This is a genomic window from Pseudomonas nitroreducens (genome assembly GCF_014204515.1).
In the GTDB taxonomy this organism is placed as follows: domain Bacteria; phylum Pseudomonadota; class Gammaproteobacteria; order Pseudomonadales; family Pseudomonadaceae; genus Pseudomonas; species Pseudomonas nitritireducens_A.
The window spans coordinates 120,955-138,080 of the sequence record NZ_JACHLI010000008.1; the positions used below are offsets into that span (position 1 = coordinate 120,955).

Below are 17,126 nucleotides of genomic sequence, written 5' to 3' on the forward strand. Positions count from 1 at the left end.
GCGATGGAACGAGGGAGTATAGCCAGCACGCCGGGAGCGTTCAGGCGTTGACCAGGAAGGGTTCCGGGTCGCCGCAGCCGACGCGCACCACCACCGGGTCCTCGTCGGTCAGGGCGATCACCGTGGAGGCCTCGCCGCCACCGAAACCGCCGTCGATGATCAGGTCCACCGCGTGCTCCAGCAGGTCGCGCATCTCGTAGGGGTCATTCAGCGGCTCGCTCTGGCCGGGCAGGATCAGGCTCACGCTCATCAGCGGCTCACCCAGCTCTTCCAGCAGCGCCAGGGCGATCGGGCAGGCCGGCACGCGCAGGCCGATGGTGCGGCGCTTGGGGTGCAGCAGCATGCGCGGCACTTCGCGGGTGGCGTTGAGGATGAAGGTGTAGGGGCCGGGCGTGTGCGCCTTGAGCAGGCGGAACAGGCCGGTGTCGACCTTGGCGTAGAGGCCCAGCTCGGACAGGTCGCGGCAGACCAGGGTGAAGTTGTGCTTGTCGTCCAGCCGGCGAATGTGACGGATGCGCTCCACCGCCGACTTCTCGCCGATGCGGCAGCCCAGGGCGTAGGAGGAGTCGGTGGGATAGGCGATCACGCCACCCTGGCGGATGATCTCCACGGCCTGCTTGATCAGGCGCGCCTGGGGATTTTCCGGGTGGATCTGAAAGAACTGGCTCATGGCGTCTCCTGGGTCCCAAGGGCGTTCTCGGCGCTGGCGAAGCGCGGCCAGAGTGGCGGCAGGTCTTCCGGAACGCTCCGGTAGAGGCCCAGCTCCGACCAGTCGCTGGGGCCGTGGAAATCGCTGCCGGCGGTGACCATCAGGCCGAATTCGCGGGCGAGGATGCTCAGCACACCGACCTGCTCGGCCGGTTGCGGGCCATTGCAGACTTCCAGCGCGTGGCCGCCGGCGGCGAGGAAGTCGGCCACCAGCTTGCGCCGCTTGGTGCGGGTGAAATCGTACTGGTAGGGATGCGCCAGGCTGATCCAGGCGCCCGCCGCGCGCAGCGTGCCGACCGCGTCGGCGAGGCTCGGCCAGTGCTGCTTGACGTCGCCCAGCTTGCCGGCGCCCAGCCACTTGCGGAAGGCCTCGCCACGGTCCTTGACATGCCCCTGGCGCAGCAGGAATTCGGCGAAGTGTGGGCGCGCCGGAGCGTTCTCGCTGTCGCCCAGCTCGGCCTGGATCGCCCGCGCGCCCTCGAAGGCGCCGGGCATGCCCTTGGCTTCGAGGCGCCGGCCGATCTCTTCGGCGCGGGTCCAGCGGGCGCGGTGCAGGTCATCCAGCGCCTTCACCAGCGGCTCGGCAGTGGCATCGAAGCCATAACCCAGCACGTGGATGGTCGCCCCGCCCCAGGTGCAGGACACTTCGACACCATCCACCAGTTCCATGCCCAGCGCCTGGGCGGCGCGGCGCGCCTCGGGCAGGCCATCGAGGGTGTCGTGGTCGGTCAGCGCCAGCACGCGCACGCCGCGCCCGTGGGCGCGCTCGACCAGGGCCGTCGGGCTGAGCTGTCCGTCGGACGCGGTGCTGTGGCAGTGCAGGTCGACTCGCATGGGGCTTCCAGGGGCAATACAGGGATAACGTTCTGTATAGACGTTTCTGTGCCAACGCTCCCGCGGCAACGGGTTGAAACCATGATCTGCCGCAGCGTTGGGCGGATGACGCTTTCAGTTCATCCACAGCTTGGTATTATGCCGGCTCTACTGGGCTGTGGCTGCCGTAATGAAGCAATTCATCGATTTCATTCCCCTGATTCTCTTCTTCATCGTCTACAAGCTCGATCCGCGCAACGTCGAACTCGCTGGCCAGAGCTTCTCGCTCGGCGGCATCTACAGCGCCACGGCCGTGCTGATCGCCGCCTCGGTGGTGGTCTACGGCGCCCTGCTGATCAAGCAGCGCGAGCTCGACAAGGGCCAGTGGGTGACCCTGGCCGCCTGCCTGGTATTCGGCGGCATGACCCTGGCCTTCCACAGCGAAACCTTCCTCAAGTGGAAGGCGCCGGTGGTGAACTGGCTGTTCGCCCTGGCCTTCGCCGGCAGCCACTTCATCGGTGGCCAGCCGCTGATCCAGCGGATCATGGGCCACGCGGTGCACCTCTCCGATTCCCTCTGGGCGAAGCTGAACATCGCCTGGGTGCTGTTCTTCCTGATCTGCGGCTGTGTCCAGCTGTTCGTCGCCTTCACCTTCCAGGACTACTGGGTGGACTTCAAGGTGTTCGGCAGCCTGGGCATGACCCTGCTGTTCCTGATCGGCCAGGGCGTGTTCCTGGCCCGCCACATGCACGATGAGCCTACCGGCGAAAAACCCAAGGACTGACATGCTCTACGCGATCATTGCCCGTGATATCACCGCCTCCCAAGAACGCCGCCTGGCCGCCCGCCCCGCGCATATCGCCCGCCTGGAGCAGTTGAAGGAAGAAGGCCGCCTGGTGCTGGCCGGCCCGCACCCGGCCATCGACAGCAACGATCCGGGCGCCGCCGGCTTCACCGGCAGCCTGATCGTCGCCGAATTCGACTCCCTGGCCGCGGCGCAAGCCTGGGCCGACGCCGACCCGTACCGCGCCGCCGGCGTCTATGCCGACGTCGTGGTCAAGCCGTTCAAGAAAGTCCTGCCGTAACCAACGCCACCGTCGCCACCCCGGAGCACGGAAGCGGGGGATGCGCAGTCGAAACGCCGGCCCGCCAGGGCCGGCGCTGGATCATCGAACAAGGAATCGCGATGCATCGTCTGCCCCTGCTGCTCTGTCTCCTCCTGCCGCTGGCCGCCCTGGCCGAAGAACCCGGCGCGGAACCAACCCCGTCGGCACTGTCCAACCCTGAGCCCGGCGCGCTGCCCGACAATGCCCCGAGCAACGAGGCCGATGCCGTACAGGAAGCCGACGAGCGCATCCGCGCGCTGGAAAGCCGGCTGGCGGACAGCGAACAGCAGCGCCAGGCCCTGGCCGCGCAGCTGGCCGCACCACCCGCCGTTGCGGACAACAGCCAGGACGAAGCCCGCATCACCCGCCTGACCCAGGAAAACCAGCGGCTCAAGCTGCAGCTGCGCGAGGCCCAGGCCAACCAGCCCGCGCGCCTGCTCAGCGAACAGCAGACCTGGTACGTGGCTGGCGCCGGTACCGCGCTGCTGGCCTTCCTGCTCGGCATGCTGGGCCGCGGCCGGCGACGTTCGCGGCGCGAATGGATCAACTGAAAGAAGCGTCTTCATGAGTGAACTGCTGCTGATCGACGACGATGTCGAACTCTGCGAACTGCTGAGCACCTGGCTGGCCCAGGAAGGCTTCAGCATCCGCGCCGCCCACGATGGCGCCCAGGCCCGCGCCGCCCTGGCCAGCCGTGCGCCGGACGCGGTGGTGCTCGATGTCATGCTGCCCGACGGCAGCGGCCTGGAACTGCTCAAGGCCCTGCGCAGCAACCACCCGGACCTGCCGGTGCTGATGCTCTCCGCCCGCGGAGAGCCGCTGGACCGCATCCTTGGCCTGGAACTGGGCGCCGACGACTACCTGGCCAAGCCCTGCGATCCCCGCGAGCTGACCGCCCGCCTGCGCGCCGTGCTGCGCCGCAGCCACCCGGCGCAGCCGGCGGCGCAGCTGGAGCTGGGCGACCTGGCGCTGAACCTGTCGCGTGGCGTGGTCAGCGTCGGCGCCGAAGAGATCAGCCTGACCCTGTCCGAGAGCCGCATCCTCGAGGCGCTGCTGCGCCAACCGGGCGAACCGCTGGACAAGCAGGCCCTGGCGCAGCTGGCGCTGGGCCGCAAGCTGACCCTCTACGACCGCAGCCTGGACATGCACGTCAGCAACCTGCGCAAGAAGCTCGGCGGCCACCCCGACGGCCGCCCGCGCATCCTCGCCCTGCGCGGACGGGGCTATTTCTACGCGCCCTGAGGCAGGCGGCGGGCCGCTCTGGCACGGGCTTCGTAAAGTTTCCAGCAGGGCTTCACGTAATCTTTACCGAAGCTTTACGTGGCCCTGACCGCCCTTGACCTTGCCATCCCTAGACTGGGCTCATCCGGTAACGACCGGTCCCTGAAAGGAGAAACACCATGCGCAAGACCCTGACCGCCCTGCTGATCGCTGCCGCCCTGCCGACCGTCGCGCTGGCGGCCACTCCGGCGCCGACCGACGCTCCGCCGCCCGCCCCGTTCATGAAAGACCATGGCCCGGGCATGCATGGCCCGCGTGGCGAACACGGCGGCCCGTTCCGCGATCTGAACCTGACCCAGGACCAGCGCCAGCAAGTCGGCAAGCTGATGGGCGACTCGATGAAGGATCGCCGCGCGATCACCGAGAAGTACTGGAACAAGCTGCCCGAGTCCGACCGCAAGGCCATGCAGGAAGAACTCAAGGCCAACCGCGAGAAGTCCGAGGCCAGCATCCGCGGCATCCTCACTCCGGAACAGCAGAAGAAGTTCGACGAGCTGAAGAAGCAGCGTGAACAGCGCAAGGCCGAGTGGGCGGAATTCCAGACCTGGAAGGCCCAGAAAGACGGCACCAAGACCAACTGATCGCTCCAGCAAGTGCAGGCGCCGGGTTATCCCGGCGTCTTGCCGTTGGGCCCTGACAACGGATAGACCATGCGGCTGAACAGGAAGACCATGCGCTCACTCTTCTGGCGGATCCTCGCCGCCTTCTGGCTCGCCCTGCTGCTGGTGGCCGGACTGTCGATCCTGCTGGGCCGCGCCCTGAACCAGGACACCTGGGTGATCGCCCGTTATCCCGGCCTGCATGACATCGCCAAGCAATGGACCCTGCTCTACGAGACCCAGGGCCCGGCCGCCGCGCAACAGCTGCTGGAAAGCCGCCGGCAGCAATACGAACTCTCGGTACAGGTGCTCGACGAGACCGGCCAGCGCCTGGTCAACGGCACCTACCTGCCGCGCCCACCGCGTCCGCGCGACAACAATTTCGACCGCCAGGACCTGCCCCGCTTCCCCTGGCGCCAGCTGAGCCAGGAATACACCAGCAGCCGCACCGACCAGACCTACCTGTTCATCTACCGTATTCCGCACCCGACGCTGCAGGCCTGGCACCGCAGCAGCCTGCTCTGGCCGCTCAGCGCGCTGGGCATCGCCCTGGTGGTGCTGACCGTGTTCAGCCTGCTGCTGACGCTGTCCATCACCCGCCCGCTGAACCGCCTGCGCCGCGCCGTGCACGACCTCGGCCAGACCAGTTATCAACAGGACAGCCTCGCCCGCCTCGCCCGCCGCGGCGACGAACTGGGCGTGCTGGCCCGCGACTTCAACCGCATGGGCGCGCGCCTGCAAGGATTGATCGGCAGCCAGCGCCAATTGCTGCGCGACGTTTCCCACGAGCTGCGCTCACCGCTGGCCCGGCTGAAAATTGCCCTGGCCCTGGCCGAACGCGCCAGCCCCGAGCAGCGCGCCGCCATGTGGCCGCGCCTGGAGCAGGAATGCGACCGCCTGGAAGCACTGATCAGCGAAATCCTCGCCCTCGCCCGCCTCGATGCCGACCCCGGCCCGACCAGCCGCATCGACCTGCTGCCGCTGTTCGAACGCCTGCGCAACGACGCGCACCTGCTGCACCCGGAACAGAACATCCAGCTCGACGTCGCGCCGCAGCTGGCCGTCGACGGCTGGCCCGACATGCTCGAACGCGCCCTCGACAACCTGCTGCGCAACGCCTCGCGCTTCAACCCGGCCGAACAGCCGCTGGAAGTCCAGGCTCGTATCCACGACGAACGCCTGCACATCAGTATCCGTGACCACGGCCCCGGCATCGGCGAGGAACACCTGGCGCAACTGGGCGAACCCTTCTTCCGCGCGCCCAACCAGAACAGCCCCGGCCATGGCCTGGGCCTGGCCATCGCCCGCCGCGCCATCGAGCGTCATCACGGACGGCTGCGCCTGAGCAACCATCCCGACGGCGGTTTCCTGGCCAGCATCGACCTGCCGCTGCGCCGCCAGCCCGCCTGAACCGCGCGTACCTTCGGAGAGCCACCATGAGCCTTCCCGCCTTCGCTACCCCGATCCCCGCCCTGCAACGGCCGCTGCCGCCAGCCGCCCTGCTGCGCAGCGAACCCCGTGACGATCCGCAGTACCTGGTGCTGGCGGTGGAACTGGCGCGCCTTGCCGCGCAGTGGCGCAAGCGCTGGCCCGGCCTGCGCCTGAGCCTGCCGCAGAGCGGCACCTGGCCGCTGGAAAGCTGGCCGGATGCGCTGGGCGATGCACTGGATGCTGTGCTGGAAGCGGCGCTGAAGCGCCAACCGTACGCGGTACTGGAACTGTCGCTCGGTTCAGCGCACGGTGAGTTGCGCCTGGACCTGCAGGGCCATGACCCGCGAGCGCGGGCCTGGCTGCCGGCAGCCCTGCCGCCGGCGCGAAGACTGGTTGCCTGGCAGGGCGGCCAGCTGATCTGGCATGCCCCGCGGCTGAACCATCATGGCGGCGCCTGGAAAGTGCGCCTGGAACTGCCGCTCAGCCCCGCCAGGCGCTGACGAACTCGGCCGGCTCCAGCGGCGCCGGGCGGCGCAGCTCGCCGACCGGCGTGCCGAGGTAGATGAAACCGACGATGCGCTCGTTCGCGGCAAGGCCCAGGCCTTCGCGCACCAGCGGATCGAACGCCATGGCGCCGGTGCGCCACATCGCTCCCAACCCTTCTACGTAAGCCGCCTGGACGATGCCGTGGGCGGCGCAACCGGCGGCCAGCCACTGCTCGATCTCAGGCACCTTGGGGTGCTCCTGCAGGCGCGCCACGGCCACCACCAGCAGCGGCGCACGCAGCGGCATGGCGCGGGCCTTGTCCAGCGCCTCGGGCTTGCCGTCCGGCTCGTTGGCCGCCACGGCGCGGGCGAACAACTCACCCAGCTCCTTGCGCGCTTCGCCTGCCACGGTAATGAAACGCCAGGGGCGCAGTTGGCCATGATCCGGCGCACGCAGCGCCGAGCGGAACAGGCGGTCCAGTTGCTCGGCGGACGGTGCCGGCTCGCTCAGACGGGCGTGGGACACACGGTTGAGCAACGCGTCGAGAGCCTCCATGGGCTGCCTCCAGTCAATCTCGAAAGCCGCCATTGTAGACGCAAAGGGTTCGCATTTGCCCGGGAAACACAGTGCTCTCCCTCGCTGCCCTTCTTGTAAAGGGGAACGGCGTCACGCGGTTTACTCTCGGCAGGCGGCAGGTAAAATGGCCGATTCCCAGTAGATTCAGACCTCAGCGCATGGCCCTGCCGACACTACGCACCCTCGGATTCATCATCGGCATCTTCGTGATCACGCTGGCGGTCGCCATGCTGGTGCCCATGGCCACGCTGCTCTACTACGGCCGTGCCAACGAACTGCACCCGTTCATCTGGTCGGCGATCATCACCTTCACCTGCGGGCTGGGCATGGTCATTCCCGGCCGCCCGGAGCACGTGCACCTGCGCCCGCGGGACATGTACATGCTCACCGTGTCGAGCTGGGTGATCGTCTGCTTCTTCTCTTCCCTGCCCTTCATGTTCGCCCGGCACATCAGCTTCACCGATGCGATCTTCGAGAGCATGTCAGGCATCACCGCCACCGGCTCGACCATCCTCAGCGGGCTGGACAAGATGTCCCCGGGCATCCTCATCTGGCGCTCGCTGCTGCACTGGCTGGGTGGCATCGGCTTCATCGCCATGGCGGTGGCGATCCTGCCGATGCTGCGCATCGGCGGCATGCGCCTGTTCCAGACCGAATCCTCGGACCGTTCCGACAAGGTCATGCCGCGCTCACACATGGTGGCCAAGTACATAGTCGGGGTGTACGTCAGCATCACCATCCTCGGCACCCTGGCCTTCTGGTGGGCCGGCATGGGCCTGTTCGACTCGCTCAACCACGCCATGTCGGCGATCTCCACCGGCGGCTTCTCCACCTCCGACCAGTCCCTGGCCAAGTGGCACCAGCCGGCCGTGCACTGGGTCGCGGTGGTGGTGATGATCCTGGGCAGCATCCCCTTCGTGCTCTACGTCTCGACCCTGCGCGGCAACCGCAGGGCGCTGCTGCGCGACCATCAGGTGCACGGCTTCCTCGGCCTGCTGCTGTTCACCTGGCTGGTGATGGGCACCTGGTACTCGGTGACCTCCAGCCTGCCCTGGCTGGACGCCTTCCGCATCGTCGCGGTGAACGTCACCTCGGTGGTCACCACCACCGGCTTCGCCCTGGGCGACTACAGCCTGTGGGGGCACTTCTCGATCATGCTGTTCTTCTACCTGGGCTTCATCGGCGGCTGCTCCGGCTCCACCGCCGGCGGCATCAAGATCTTCCGCTTCCAGGTGGCCTACACCCTGCTGCGCGCCAGCCTGTACCAGCTGATCCACCCGCGCGCGGTGATCCGCCAGAGCTACAACGGCCACCGGCTGGACGAGGAGATCGTGCGCTCGATCCTGACCTTCTCGTTCTTCTTCGGCGCCACCGTCGGCGGCCTGGCCCTGGGCCTGTCGTTCCTCGGCCTGGACTGGATGACCTCACTCACCGGCGCGGCCAGCACCGTGGCCGGCGTCGGCCCAGGCATGGGACCGATCATCGGCCCCTCGGGCAACTTCGCCTCGCTGCCGGACGCCGCCAAGTGGCTGCTGTGCGGCGGCATGCTGCTGGGCCGCCTGGAGATCATCACCGTGCTGGTGCTGTTCACCCCGGCTTTCTGGCGGCACTGATCGTCCCACGGCCAAGCGACGTATGAGTCACTGGCCGGCTCGAGGCTCGAGACAATCCATCGCGGACAAAGTCCGCTCCTACGCACGGCAATTGGTGCCGAGCTTACTCCTGCAAAAACCTCGCGGCAGCCGGCTGGTGTAGGAGCGGACTCCGTCCGCGATCGGCATCCGGCGAGCAGCGGATGAATCACAATTCTTCGCGGTACTCGCCGGGCGTCTTGCCGAACCAGCGGCGGAACGCGCGGAAGAAGTTGCTCGGCTCGGAGAACCCCAGCAGGTAGGCGATTTCCAGCAGCGTCATGCGCGGCGTGGCGAGGTACTGCTGGGCCAGCTCGCGGCGGGTGTCGTCGAGCAGTTGCTGGTAGCTGGTGCCCTCCTCCTGCAGGCGCCGCTGCAGGGTGCGCTCGGACAGGTTGAGCGCCTGCGCCACGCTTTCGCGCTTGGGCTCGCCCTGGGGCAGCAGGCGGCACAGCACCTGGCGGGTCTGGTGGCTGAAGCGGCTGCTGACGAAGCGCGCCAGGTATTCCCCGGCGAAGCGGTCGTGCAGGCGCGCCAGTTCCTCGTTGGCGGTGGGCAGCGGCGCGGCCATGTCCTCGTGGGAAAACAGCATCGCGCAGTCGGCGTGGCCGAAGCTCAGCGGCGCCTGGAACAGCTCGCGGTAAGGCTCCACGTCCTGTGGCGGGTCGCCGGCCAGGCGCACTTCCAGCGGCCGGATGGCCCGTCCGGTGATCCAGCGCAGCATGGCGATCAGGCTGGCGATCGAGCACTCGGCACTCTGCCGCGGCACCGGCAGGCGGTCGCCATGCACCACGATGCGGAACAGGCAGCCTTCGGGCAGGCGGCGGAAGCTCAGGTCGGCGCCCTCGGCGATGATCCGCTGGTAGCGCTCCAGGCGCTCGAAGCCCTCGCCCAGGTTGCGGCTGGACATCAGCGCATAACCCACCACAGGGAACGCCGGGGTGTGCACGCGGGCGATGTTCAGGCCGATCGCCGGGTTGCCGGACAGCTCCACGGCGCGGCTCCACAGGCGGCTGAGCGAATCCTGGGGGAAGCGCGCGTCGGGGTCATCGAGGGCGGCGAAATCCAGTCCCAGTTCGCTGAACAGCCGGCGGCCATCGAGGCCTTCCAGCTCCAGCGACTGGACGATTCCACGCACCCAGCTCGACAGGGTTGTACGCTCAGGCATGCATATTCTTCTGGTTATGGTGGCGATCCGCGCCGACCGCTTCGACGCGGGCGGCGCAGGGGGATACTAAACTGGTCCCCCATGACATCCGCAAGTCCGAGGGCGCCAGCCTACACTGGCGCCATCACAACAACAGGAGGTGCGCCATGAGCACCCAGACCGCCGATCGATTCCAGAGCTTCGCCGAGTTCTACCCGTATTACCTGCAGGAACACAGCAACGCCGTGTGTCGCCGCCTGCACTACGTGGGCAGCCTGCTGGTGCTGTCGATCCTCGCCTACGCCATTTTCAGCGGCCACCTGCTGTGGCTGCTGGCCATTCCGCTGGCCGGCTACGGCTTCGCCTGGGTCGGCCACTTCGTGTTCGAGAAGAACCGCCCCGCCACCTTCAAGTACCCGCTGTGGTCGCTGATGGGCGACTGGGTGATGCTCAAGGATGCCTTCACCGGGCGCATTCGTTTCTGACGTAGGGCGCTTCTGACGTAGCGTCCTGTCAGCGCGCGGCGTTGCGCTGCGTCGTGCGCTCGAAGAGGATCGCCTGCACCTCGCCACCCGCATGCTGCGCCACCCGCCGCCAAGTGGCCGGCACGTCGGGAATCTCCTGGTCGTTATAGCGGCTCATCACCAGCCACACGCGCCCATCATCCCGCGGCAGGTCCGCCAGGCGATCGACGAAGGCGTGCTGACGGTCGTCGATCAGCGAGCCGAAGCCGTAGCGCCCCGGCCGCCCCGAGCTGCCATCCGCCGCCGGCGCGGTGTACAGCAGCGGCTCCTGCCCGGTGCGGTTGTAGTAGCGGAAGGTCAGGTACCAGAGGATATCGTCCACCACCACCCGATCGCCGGCGCGGTAATGGGCGTTGACGAAATTCGCCATGCCGTCGAACTGCTCGTCCGGGTCGACCGCGATGGCCCGCTCGACCCCGATGCTTTGCAAGCCCAGCAGCGTGACCAACAGCAACGCCCCCAGCGCCCGCCGCTCCTCCAGCAGGCGATCCAGCGCCAGCGCCAGCAGCAGCGGCAAGGCCAGGGCGAAGGCGGTGAGATAGCGCTCGACGAACACCGGGGAAATGAACGACACGCCGTACAGCAACAGCAGCGGCAGGCCGCTATACAGCGCCAGCAGCAGGCCGCCGTGCTGGCGGCTGCGATCTGCGCGCAGCACCAGCCCAGCCGCCGCAACCAGTAGCAGCGGCAGGCCCAGCAGCACCGGCCAGGGCAAATCGTTGCCATCGGACTGCGCCAGCCACTGCCAGAGCATCGACGGCAGCGAGCGCGCATCCACCGGCGGCTGCCAGCCGACATCGCCACCGGCTTCGAGCACCGCCATGTGGCGGATCAGCTGCAGCAGCCCCGGCAACCAGGGCAGGAACAGCACGGCGATGGCCAGGTTGGCCAGCCACCAGTCGCGGCGCCACAGCGGGCGGCTGGGCAGTGTCGCCAGCCAGAGCCACTGCACCAGGGCGCCGAACAGGCTGAAATAGTGGGTATAGAAGGCTGCCGTCATCAGCCCGAGGTAGGCCAGCAGATACCGTCGCCGCCCCGTCTCCAGCCAGTAGAGCAAGGCCAGGGTCGCCGCCAGCAGCCAGCAACCGAGCAGCGAGTACATGCGCACTTCCTGGCTGTAGCGCACCGCCGTGGGCAGCAGCGCCAGCAACAGCACGGCGAGCAGGGTGGCCCGTGGCGAAGCGAGGCGCCACACCAGCCAGCCGCCGAGGAATACCGCGAGCGTACCGAACACCGCGCTGAACGAGCGCAGCGCGAGAACGCCCTCGCCCACTCCCTGGACCCACAGGTGCAGGAGCAGGAAGTACAGCGGCGGGTGCACGTCCCGGGCCGCATGCTGCCAGAGCTGCCACGGCGAATAGCGGGCGAGGAACAGGCTGGAGGTCTCGTCACCCCACAGCACAGCATCGGCCAGGCCATACAGGCGCAGGCACAGGGCGAGCGCCAGCAGCGGCAGGAACCACCACTGGCGCAACAGGGCAGGCAGATTCGGCGACTCGCGGGACAGCATCACACCCTCGCAGGACAGCGTTGCGTGCCGCAGAGTGTAAGCCAGCCTTGAGCGGATCAGTGACGGATCAGCAGTTCCCGTGCCCGCGCCTGCTCCTCGGGCGCCAGTTCGCCGAACAGCTCGACCTCACCGGCAATCAGCGCACCCACCGGCACGCCGTCACGGTAAAGCACCCTGTTGCCGCTCAGCGCCGGCACCTTGCGCCCCGGCAGCAGCGTGCCGACGAGATTGAGCGGATCGACCGCCGAGACCACCAGCCACTCCCCGTTCGCCTCGCGGCGGCGTACCTCGCGCAGCAGGCCGACGGCTTCGGGCAGGGCGAACTGCTCGCCGGTCAGACCGGCGACGAACCGCCCGCCGCGGATTTCCCCGCGCGCTTCCAGGCGATGGTAGACCCGCAGCAGGTCGCGCCAGGGCGGCAGCCAGTCGGCCTCGCGGTCCAGCAGGCGCCAGCAGACCACGCCATAGCGGCGCAGCAAGGTCATCGCCACATGTTCAAGGACCTCCGCTGGCAGGCGTGCGCCCGGTTCCAGCGTGGCGCGGCGCAGCAGCGCCCAGCGTCCGGCGTCGGCCATGCCGAACAGCGGCGTGCGCGAGCGCCGTGACGGCTGCCGCCTGGCCGCCGGCATCAGCAGCGCGCGCAGGCCGGCGAAACTGTCGGCGTTCACCCGCCCCGCCGCCACCAGCTCGCCGAGCACGCTTTCCAGCTCGGTGCGCAGCAGGTGGCTGTCGCTGGCCAGTTCTTCGAAGAAACTGGCGCCGTGCTGCTGGAGCACCTCCAGCACCTTGCCGGCCTTGGCGGACAGCTCGGTATCCGCCTGCCCCGGGCTCAAGACGCTCCAGTGCGCCAACTGCGCGCGTGGCAACAGCACGATCGGCGTGCTCTTCAGCGGGCCGCCGCGACCCTTGCCAGCGCTGCGGCCCGGCAGGCGCGTCCAGACGATGCGGCCGGCGCGGCAGAGGTCGTCCAGCCAGTTGATCCCGTAGTCGGCCACGCGGCCGGGCAGGATGTCGCTTTCCCAGGCGCTGGCGGCTGCCTGGAAACCTTCCAGCTGGCTGAGCACGCCGGCCAGTGACTCGGCGCCGCGCACCCGCGATGCCGCGGAAACGCGCTGCCAGTCGAACAGGAAACGCATGAAATCCGCCCGCGCCACCGGCTCGATCTCCCGGCGCAGGCGCTTGACCGTGTAGCGGTGGATGCGCGCCAGCAGGTGCCGCTCGCACCACTCCTCCTCGCTCGCCCCTGGCGTGAAGCGACCACGCAGGACGTAGCCCTCGCGCTCCAGGTTGGCCAGGGCGACAGCGGCATCGCCGGTGGACAAGCCCAGGTCCTCGGCCAGCTCGCGCAACAGCCGCGGGCCGAAGCCGGTCAGGCGCGCGCGCACCAGTTCGACTTGCGCTTCGTCCGCCGCACAGGGCTCGCGCAACGCCGGAGGCAGGTCCAGCAGCGGCTTCATCACGACCTGCGGATGCAGCGCCAGCCATTGGCTGAGCCGTTCGGCTGCCACCCACACGGCGCCTGCCTGAAGCTCCAGCCGCGTCGCGCGGCCCGCCCTGGCCAGCGACTTGAGCAGCAAGGGCCAACCTTCGTTGCCTTGCGCTTCGCTGTCGCGCAGGCCGCCCAGGGCGCACAGTGCCTCATGCATTTCGTCGGCATCGCGGGCTTCCGGCCAGGCCTCGGCGCGCACCGCGGCGATGGCTTCGGCATCCAGCGCGCCGAGGTCGTCGGCGCTTTCCGGGTCGGTCCAGCGGCGGCTCTGCACGGCCTGGGTGCGGCGCTCCTCCAGCGGTGCGTCGTCGAGGAAGGCATACGGGCTGGCGGACAGCACCTCCGCCGCCAGCGGCGAAGGCGCCGGCAGGTCGCGCGCCAGCAGGGTCACCTCGCCGTTTTCCATGCGCCGCAGCAGGTCGAGCCAGCCTTCGCTGTCCATGGCCTCGTGCAGGCAGTCGTCAAGGGTCTGCGCCACCAGCGGGTGATCGGGAATCTCGCGCTCGCCGACGAGGTTCTCCAGGCACGCGACCTGGTCGGGGAACACCGCGGCCAGCAGGTCTTCGCTGCGCATGCGCTGCAGCTGCGGCGCCACCTTGCGGCCGCCGGCAAAGCGCGGCAGGGCCAGCGCGGTGGTGGCGTTCCAGCGCCAGCGCACGCCGAACAGCGGCGCGTCGAGCAGCGCCTGGATCAGCACGTGCTCGGCGCTGTTGGAGTGCAGGTAGCGCCAGACCTCGTCCAGCGCGAAGCTGTGGCTGGTGGACAGCGAAAGGATGATCGCGTCCTCGGTGGCAGCGGCCTGCAGCTCGAAGTTGAAGGTGCGACAGAAGCGCTTGCGCAGCGCCAGGCCCCAGGCGCGGTTGATGCGGCTGCCGTAGGGCGAATGGATGACCAGCTGCATGCCGCCGGATTCGTCGAAGAAGCGTTCGAGGATCAGCGTGTCCTGCGTCGGCAGCGCACCCAGGGCGTGGCGCGCGCGGGCCAGGTATTCCACCAGTTGCCGCGCCGCCGCATCGCTCAGCCCGAGGCTGCCGACCAGCCAGTCGATGGCGCGGGCCAGGGGCTGCGGGTCGTTCTCGCCTTGGGCCAGCAGCTCGTCCAGCTGCCCGCGCAGGCGCGCCACGCTGATCGACAACTCGTCGCTGCGCCCAGGCGCCTCGCCGAGCCAGAAGGGAATATTCGGCGGCTGGCCCTGGGCGTCCTCGACGCGCACCCGCCCCGGCTCCACGCGCAGGATGCGGTAGGAAATATTGCCCAGCTGGAACACGTCGCCCGCCAGGCTTTCCACCGCGAAGTCCTCGTTCACCGTACCCACCGACAGGCCCTGGGGCTCCAGCAGCACGGCGTAGTCGCCGGTGTCGGGGATGGTCCCGCCGGAAGTCACCGCGGTGAGCCTGGCGCCACGGCGCCCGCGCAGGCGCTGGTGCACGGCGTCGCGATGCAGGTAGGCGCCGCGCTGGCCATTGCTGCCGGCATAGCCCTCGGCCAGGGTGCGCAGCACGCTGTCGAACTGTTCACGGCTCAGCCCGGCGTAGGGCGAGGCTGTGGTGAACAGCTCGAACAGCGCATCTTCCTGCCATTCGCGGCAGGCCACTTCGGCGACCATCGCCTGGGCCAGCACGTCCAGCGGCGCGCGGGGAATGCTCAGCGTATCCAGCTCGTTGCGCCGCACGCTGTCGAGCAGCGCCACGCACTCGCTCAGGTCATCCCGCGAGGTGGGGAACAGACGGCCCTTGGGCGTACCGCCGACGCTGTGCCCGGAGCGGCCGACGCGCTGCAGGAAGGCGGCGATGGAGCGCGGCGAGCCGATCTGGCAGACCAGGTCGACGTCGCCGATATCGATGCCCAGCTCCAGCGAAGCGGTAGCCACCAGCACTTTCAGCTGCCCGGCCTTGAGCCGCTGTTCGGCACCCAGGCGCAGCTCCCTGGACAGGCTGCCATGGTGCGCCGCCACCCAGCCGGCGCCCAGGCGCTCGGCCAGGTGGCGGGTGACCCGTTCGGAGAGTCGCCGGGTATTGACGAACACCAGGGTGGTGCGGTGCTCGCCGGCCAGTTCGGCGAGGCGGTCGTAGAGCTTGTCCCAGACATCGTGGGACATCACCGCCTCCAGCGGCGCCGCCGGGACCTCCAGGTTCAGGTCGCGCTGGCGACTGTAGCCGATGTCGACGATGCGGCAGGCCGGGCGCCGGCCCACCAGGAAGGCGGCCACCGCCTCGATGGGCTTCTGCGTGGCAGACAGGCCGATGCGCACCAGCGGCGCCTCGCACAGCGCCTGTAGGCGCTCCAGCGACAAGGCCAGGTGGCTGCCACGCTTGCCCGCCGCCAGCGCATGGATCTCGTCGACGATCACGCTGCGGGCGCCGGCCAGCATGGCGCGTCCGGAGTCCGAGCCGAGCAGCACGTGGAGCGATTCCGGCGTGGTCACCAGGATGTGCGGCACCTGGCGGCGCATCGCCTGGCGCTCGCGCTGGCTGGTGTCGCCGGTGCGCACGGCGGTGCGGATGTCCACCTGCGGCAGGCCCATGTCGCGCAACGCCTCGCGGATGCCGGCCAGGGGTTCCTCGAGGTTGATGCGGATGTCGTTGGACAGCGCCTTGAGCGGCGACACGTAGACTACGGTGGTGCGGTCCGGCAGCGCGCCGCCGTTCGCCAGTCCTTCCCGGACCAGCGCATCGATGGCGGCCAGGAAGGCCGTCAGGGTCTTGCCCGAGCCGGTGGGCGCCGCCACCAGCGTCGACTCGCCAGCCTGGATCGCCGGCCAGGCCTGCACCTGCGCCGGCGTCGGGGCCGCGAAGTGGGCGCGGAACCAGCCGGCCACCGCCGGGTGGAAGGCGGACAGCCGATCGGCTGGCGGGGCGCGGGAGGGGGTTCGCGAAGCAGTCATGCCGACCAATATGGTGCTGCGCGAACGCCGTCACAAGGGCCGCTGATCGCGCCTCGCCGCGGGCCGCGCCAGCCGTTACGCTGCACTCCTCCAGCAGCGGACGGACAACCGATGAGCGAGCGTGATCGCGATTACTACTGGCAACAGGTCAGGCAGCAGAACCAGCAGAAGCCCCCCGAAGACCCGCAGCGGAATTGGCGGATGCTGGTGAAGCCATTGCTGTGGTTGCTCATCCCCCTGCTGATCCTCGCCGCTGGCACCGCCCTGTGGCGCCAGCCGACCAGCCAGCTGTGGCTGCACGAGCGCTGGGTAGTGCTGCAGGCGCGCCTGGGTCTCGCCCCTGCCGGCGTCGCCCCGGCGCCGCCGGCTTCGCCCTACAGCGACAGCCCGCGCAAGCTGGCGGAATGCATCAAGCCGGGGAATGTGATCGACGATGAAGTGCGCGCCTGCGTGAAAGGCTATCGGCCCAGGACCTGGTGACGGAACCGGCACTGTCAACTCCTGGCGGAAGCCTTGGAGGGCGGCGAAGCTCCGCCTCTCGGCAGCGGGACAGGAGGCCGCCGGGCAGGCCTGAACAGCGCAGAAGAGCCGCTCCGCACACGCGCACAATCCGCTGAGCGGGCACGAAACCGCAGCACCTCCCGACACGCCCATCCAATACGCCTGCCGCACATCTGTCCGATATTCCGAAGCCAATGACCGGCAGCGGCCAGGCGCCGCTCCTAGACTGGCTCCATTCCCGCCAGCCGCCGGAACCACCCGCGGAGGACAAGATGAATTACCTGCTTTCCCTGGCCATCGGCATCGCCGTGGGCCTCGCCTACCACTTCCTCGACTTCCGCTCACCGGCGCCGCCGCTGGTGGCGCTGGTCGGCCTGCTGGGCATGCAGATCGGCGAGAACGCCCTGCCGCTGCTGACCCGTTGGCTGCACTGATCACCT

At 68.9% G+C, this 17,126-nt stretch carries 17 protein-coding genes; 11 read left to right on the forward strand and 6 right to left on the reverse strand.

From position 1 onward, the window contains the following. Positions 1-40 precede the first annotated feature (40 nt). Both HNP46_RS12665 and HNP46_RS12670 read right to left on the reverse strand, forming a co-directional pair. Positions 41-670 carry an L-threonylcarbamoyladenylate synthase gene (locus HNP46_RS12665; protein WP_184589356.1) on the reverse strand — a complete coding sequence of 210 codons (630 nt, stop codon included), beginning with the start codon at positions 668-670 and terminating at the stop codon, positions 41-43. Beyond that, positions 667-1,542, reverse strand: coding sequence for a PHP domain-containing protein (locus HNP46_RS12670; RefSeq protein ID WP_184589358.1), 876 nt, complete (start codon positions 1,540-1,542; stop codon positions 667-669). Before HNP46_RS12670 ends, HNP46_RS12665 begins: the two co-directional genes overlap by 4 nt. Before the next feature lie 169 nt (positions 1,543-1,711). Between HNP46_RS12670 and HNP46_RS12675 the strand changes: the two genes are divergently transcribed. The 7 genes from HNP46_RS12675 (at position 1,712) to HNP46_RS12705 (ending at position 6,438) form a co-directional block, all read left to right on the forward strand. Next, entirely contained in the window at positions 1,712-2,305 is a 594-nt protein-coding gene (locus HNP46_RS12675) for a septation protein A (protein WP_184589360.1), read from the forward strand. 1 nt (position 2,306) lies between these two features. After that, entirely contained in the window at positions 2,307-2,606 is a 300-nt protein-coding gene (locus HNP46_RS12680) for a YciI family protein (protein WP_045210143.1), read from the forward strand. Positions 2,607-2,707: 101 nt separating this feature from the next. Continuing rightward, positions 2,708-3,178: a translation initiation factor 2 (IF-2, GTPase) gene (locus HNP46_RS12685; protein WP_184589361.1), complete on the forward strand. Its 471-nt coding sequence runs from the start codon at positions 2,708-2,710 to the stop codon at positions 3,176-3,178. Between the two features lie 13 nt (positions 3,179-3,191). Beyond that, a complete protein-coding gene (locus HNP46_RS12690; RefSeq protein ID WP_184589362.1) occupies positions 3,192-3,869 on the forward strand; it encodes a response regulator transcription factor in 678 nt (225 codons plus the stop codon). Between the two features lie 158 nt (positions 3,870-4,027). Then, the gene (locus tag HNP46_RS12695; protein WP_184589363.1) at positions 4,028-4,489 is read left to right on the forward strand and encodes a Spy/CpxP family protein refolding chaperone; all 462 of its coding nucleotides are present in this window, start codon (positions 4,028-4,030) and stop codon (positions 4,487-4,489) included. A 90-nt stretch (positions 4,490-4,579) separates the two neighbouring features. Continuing rightward, positions 4,580-5,917: a sensor histidine kinase gene (locus tag HNP46_RS12700; RefSeq protein ID WP_184589364.1), complete on the forward strand. Its 1,338-nt coding sequence runs from the start codon at positions 4,580-4,582 to the stop codon at positions 5,915-5,917. A gap of 26 nt (positions 5,918-5,943) precedes the next feature. Then, the gene (locus tag HNP46_RS12705) at positions 5,944-6,438 is read left to right on the forward strand and encodes a hypothetical protein (protein WP_184589365.1); all 495 of its coding nucleotides are present in this window, start codon (positions 5,944-5,946) and stop codon (positions 6,436-6,438) included. On the opposite strand, the gene HNP46_RS12710 is transcribed toward HNP46_RS12705, so the two are convergent. Further along, on the reverse strand, positions 6,419-6,979 hold the full coding sequence (locus HNP46_RS12710) for a nitroreductase family protein (RefSeq protein WP_184589366.1): 561 nt from the start codon (positions 6,977-6,979) through the stop codon (positions 6,419-6,421). The genes HNP46_RS12705 and HNP46_RS12710 overlap by 20 nt on opposite strands. Positions 6,980-7,158: 179 nt before the next feature. Here HNP46_RS12710 and HNP46_RS12715 point away from each other — a divergent pair, with 179 nt between their 5' ends. Beyond that, on the forward strand, positions 7,159-8,613 hold the full coding sequence (locus HNP46_RS12715; RefSeq protein ID WP_184589367.1) for a TrkH family potassium uptake protein: 1,455 nt from the start codon (positions 7,159-7,161) through the stop codon (positions 8,611-8,613). 187 nt (positions 8,614-8,800) lie between these two features. Here HNP46_RS12715 and HNP46_RS12720 read toward each other — a convergent pair whose 3' ends face one another. Beyond that, positions 8,801-9,799, reverse strand: a complete 999-nt coding sequence (locus HNP46_RS12720) for an AraC family transcriptional regulator (RefSeq protein ID WP_184589369.1) — start codon at positions 9,797-9,799, stop codon at positions 8,801-8,803. A gap of 146 nt (positions 9,800-9,945) precedes the next feature. Between HNP46_RS12720 and HNP46_RS12725 the strand changes: the two genes are divergently transcribed. Next, positions 9,946-10,263, forward strand: a complete 318-nt coding sequence (locus HNP46_RS12725; protein WP_184589371.1) for an Mpo1-like protein — start codon at positions 9,946-9,948, stop codon at positions 10,261-10,263. Positions 10,264-10,291: 28 nt separating this feature from the next. Here the strand turns inward: HNP46_RS12725 and HNP46_RS12730 are convergent, their stop codons facing one another. Beyond that, the gene (locus tag HNP46_RS12730) at positions 10,292-11,812 is read right to left on the reverse strand and encodes a glycosyltransferase family 39 protein (protein WP_184589373.1); all 1,521 of its coding nucleotides are present in this window, start codon (positions 11,810-11,812) and stop codon (positions 10,292-10,294) included. A 56-nt stretch (positions 11,813-11,868) separates the two neighbouring features. Continuing rightward, entirely contained in the window at positions 11,869-16,185 is a 4,317-nt protein-coding gene (locus HNP46_RS12735; protein ID WP_184589375.1) for a DEAD/DEAH box helicase, read from the reverse strand. Positions 16,186-16,296: 111 nt separating this feature from the next. Here HNP46_RS12735 and HNP46_RS12740 point away from each other — a divergent pair, with 111 nt between their 5' ends. Together HNP46_RS12740 and HNP46_RS12745 are read left to right on the forward strand one after the other, a co-directional pair. Next, positions 16,297-16,665: a hypothetical protein gene (locus tag HNP46_RS12740; RefSeq protein WP_184589377.1), complete on the forward strand. Its 369-nt coding sequence runs from the start codon at positions 16,297-16,299 to the stop codon at positions 16,663-16,665. Between the two features lie 293 nt (positions 16,666-16,958). Beyond that, positions 16,959-17,120, forward strand: coding sequence for a DUF1427 family protein (locus HNP46_RS12745; RefSeq protein WP_184589379.1), 162 nt, complete (start codon positions 16,959-16,961; stop codon positions 17,118-17,120). Positions 17,121-17,126 lie beyond the last annotated feature (6 nt).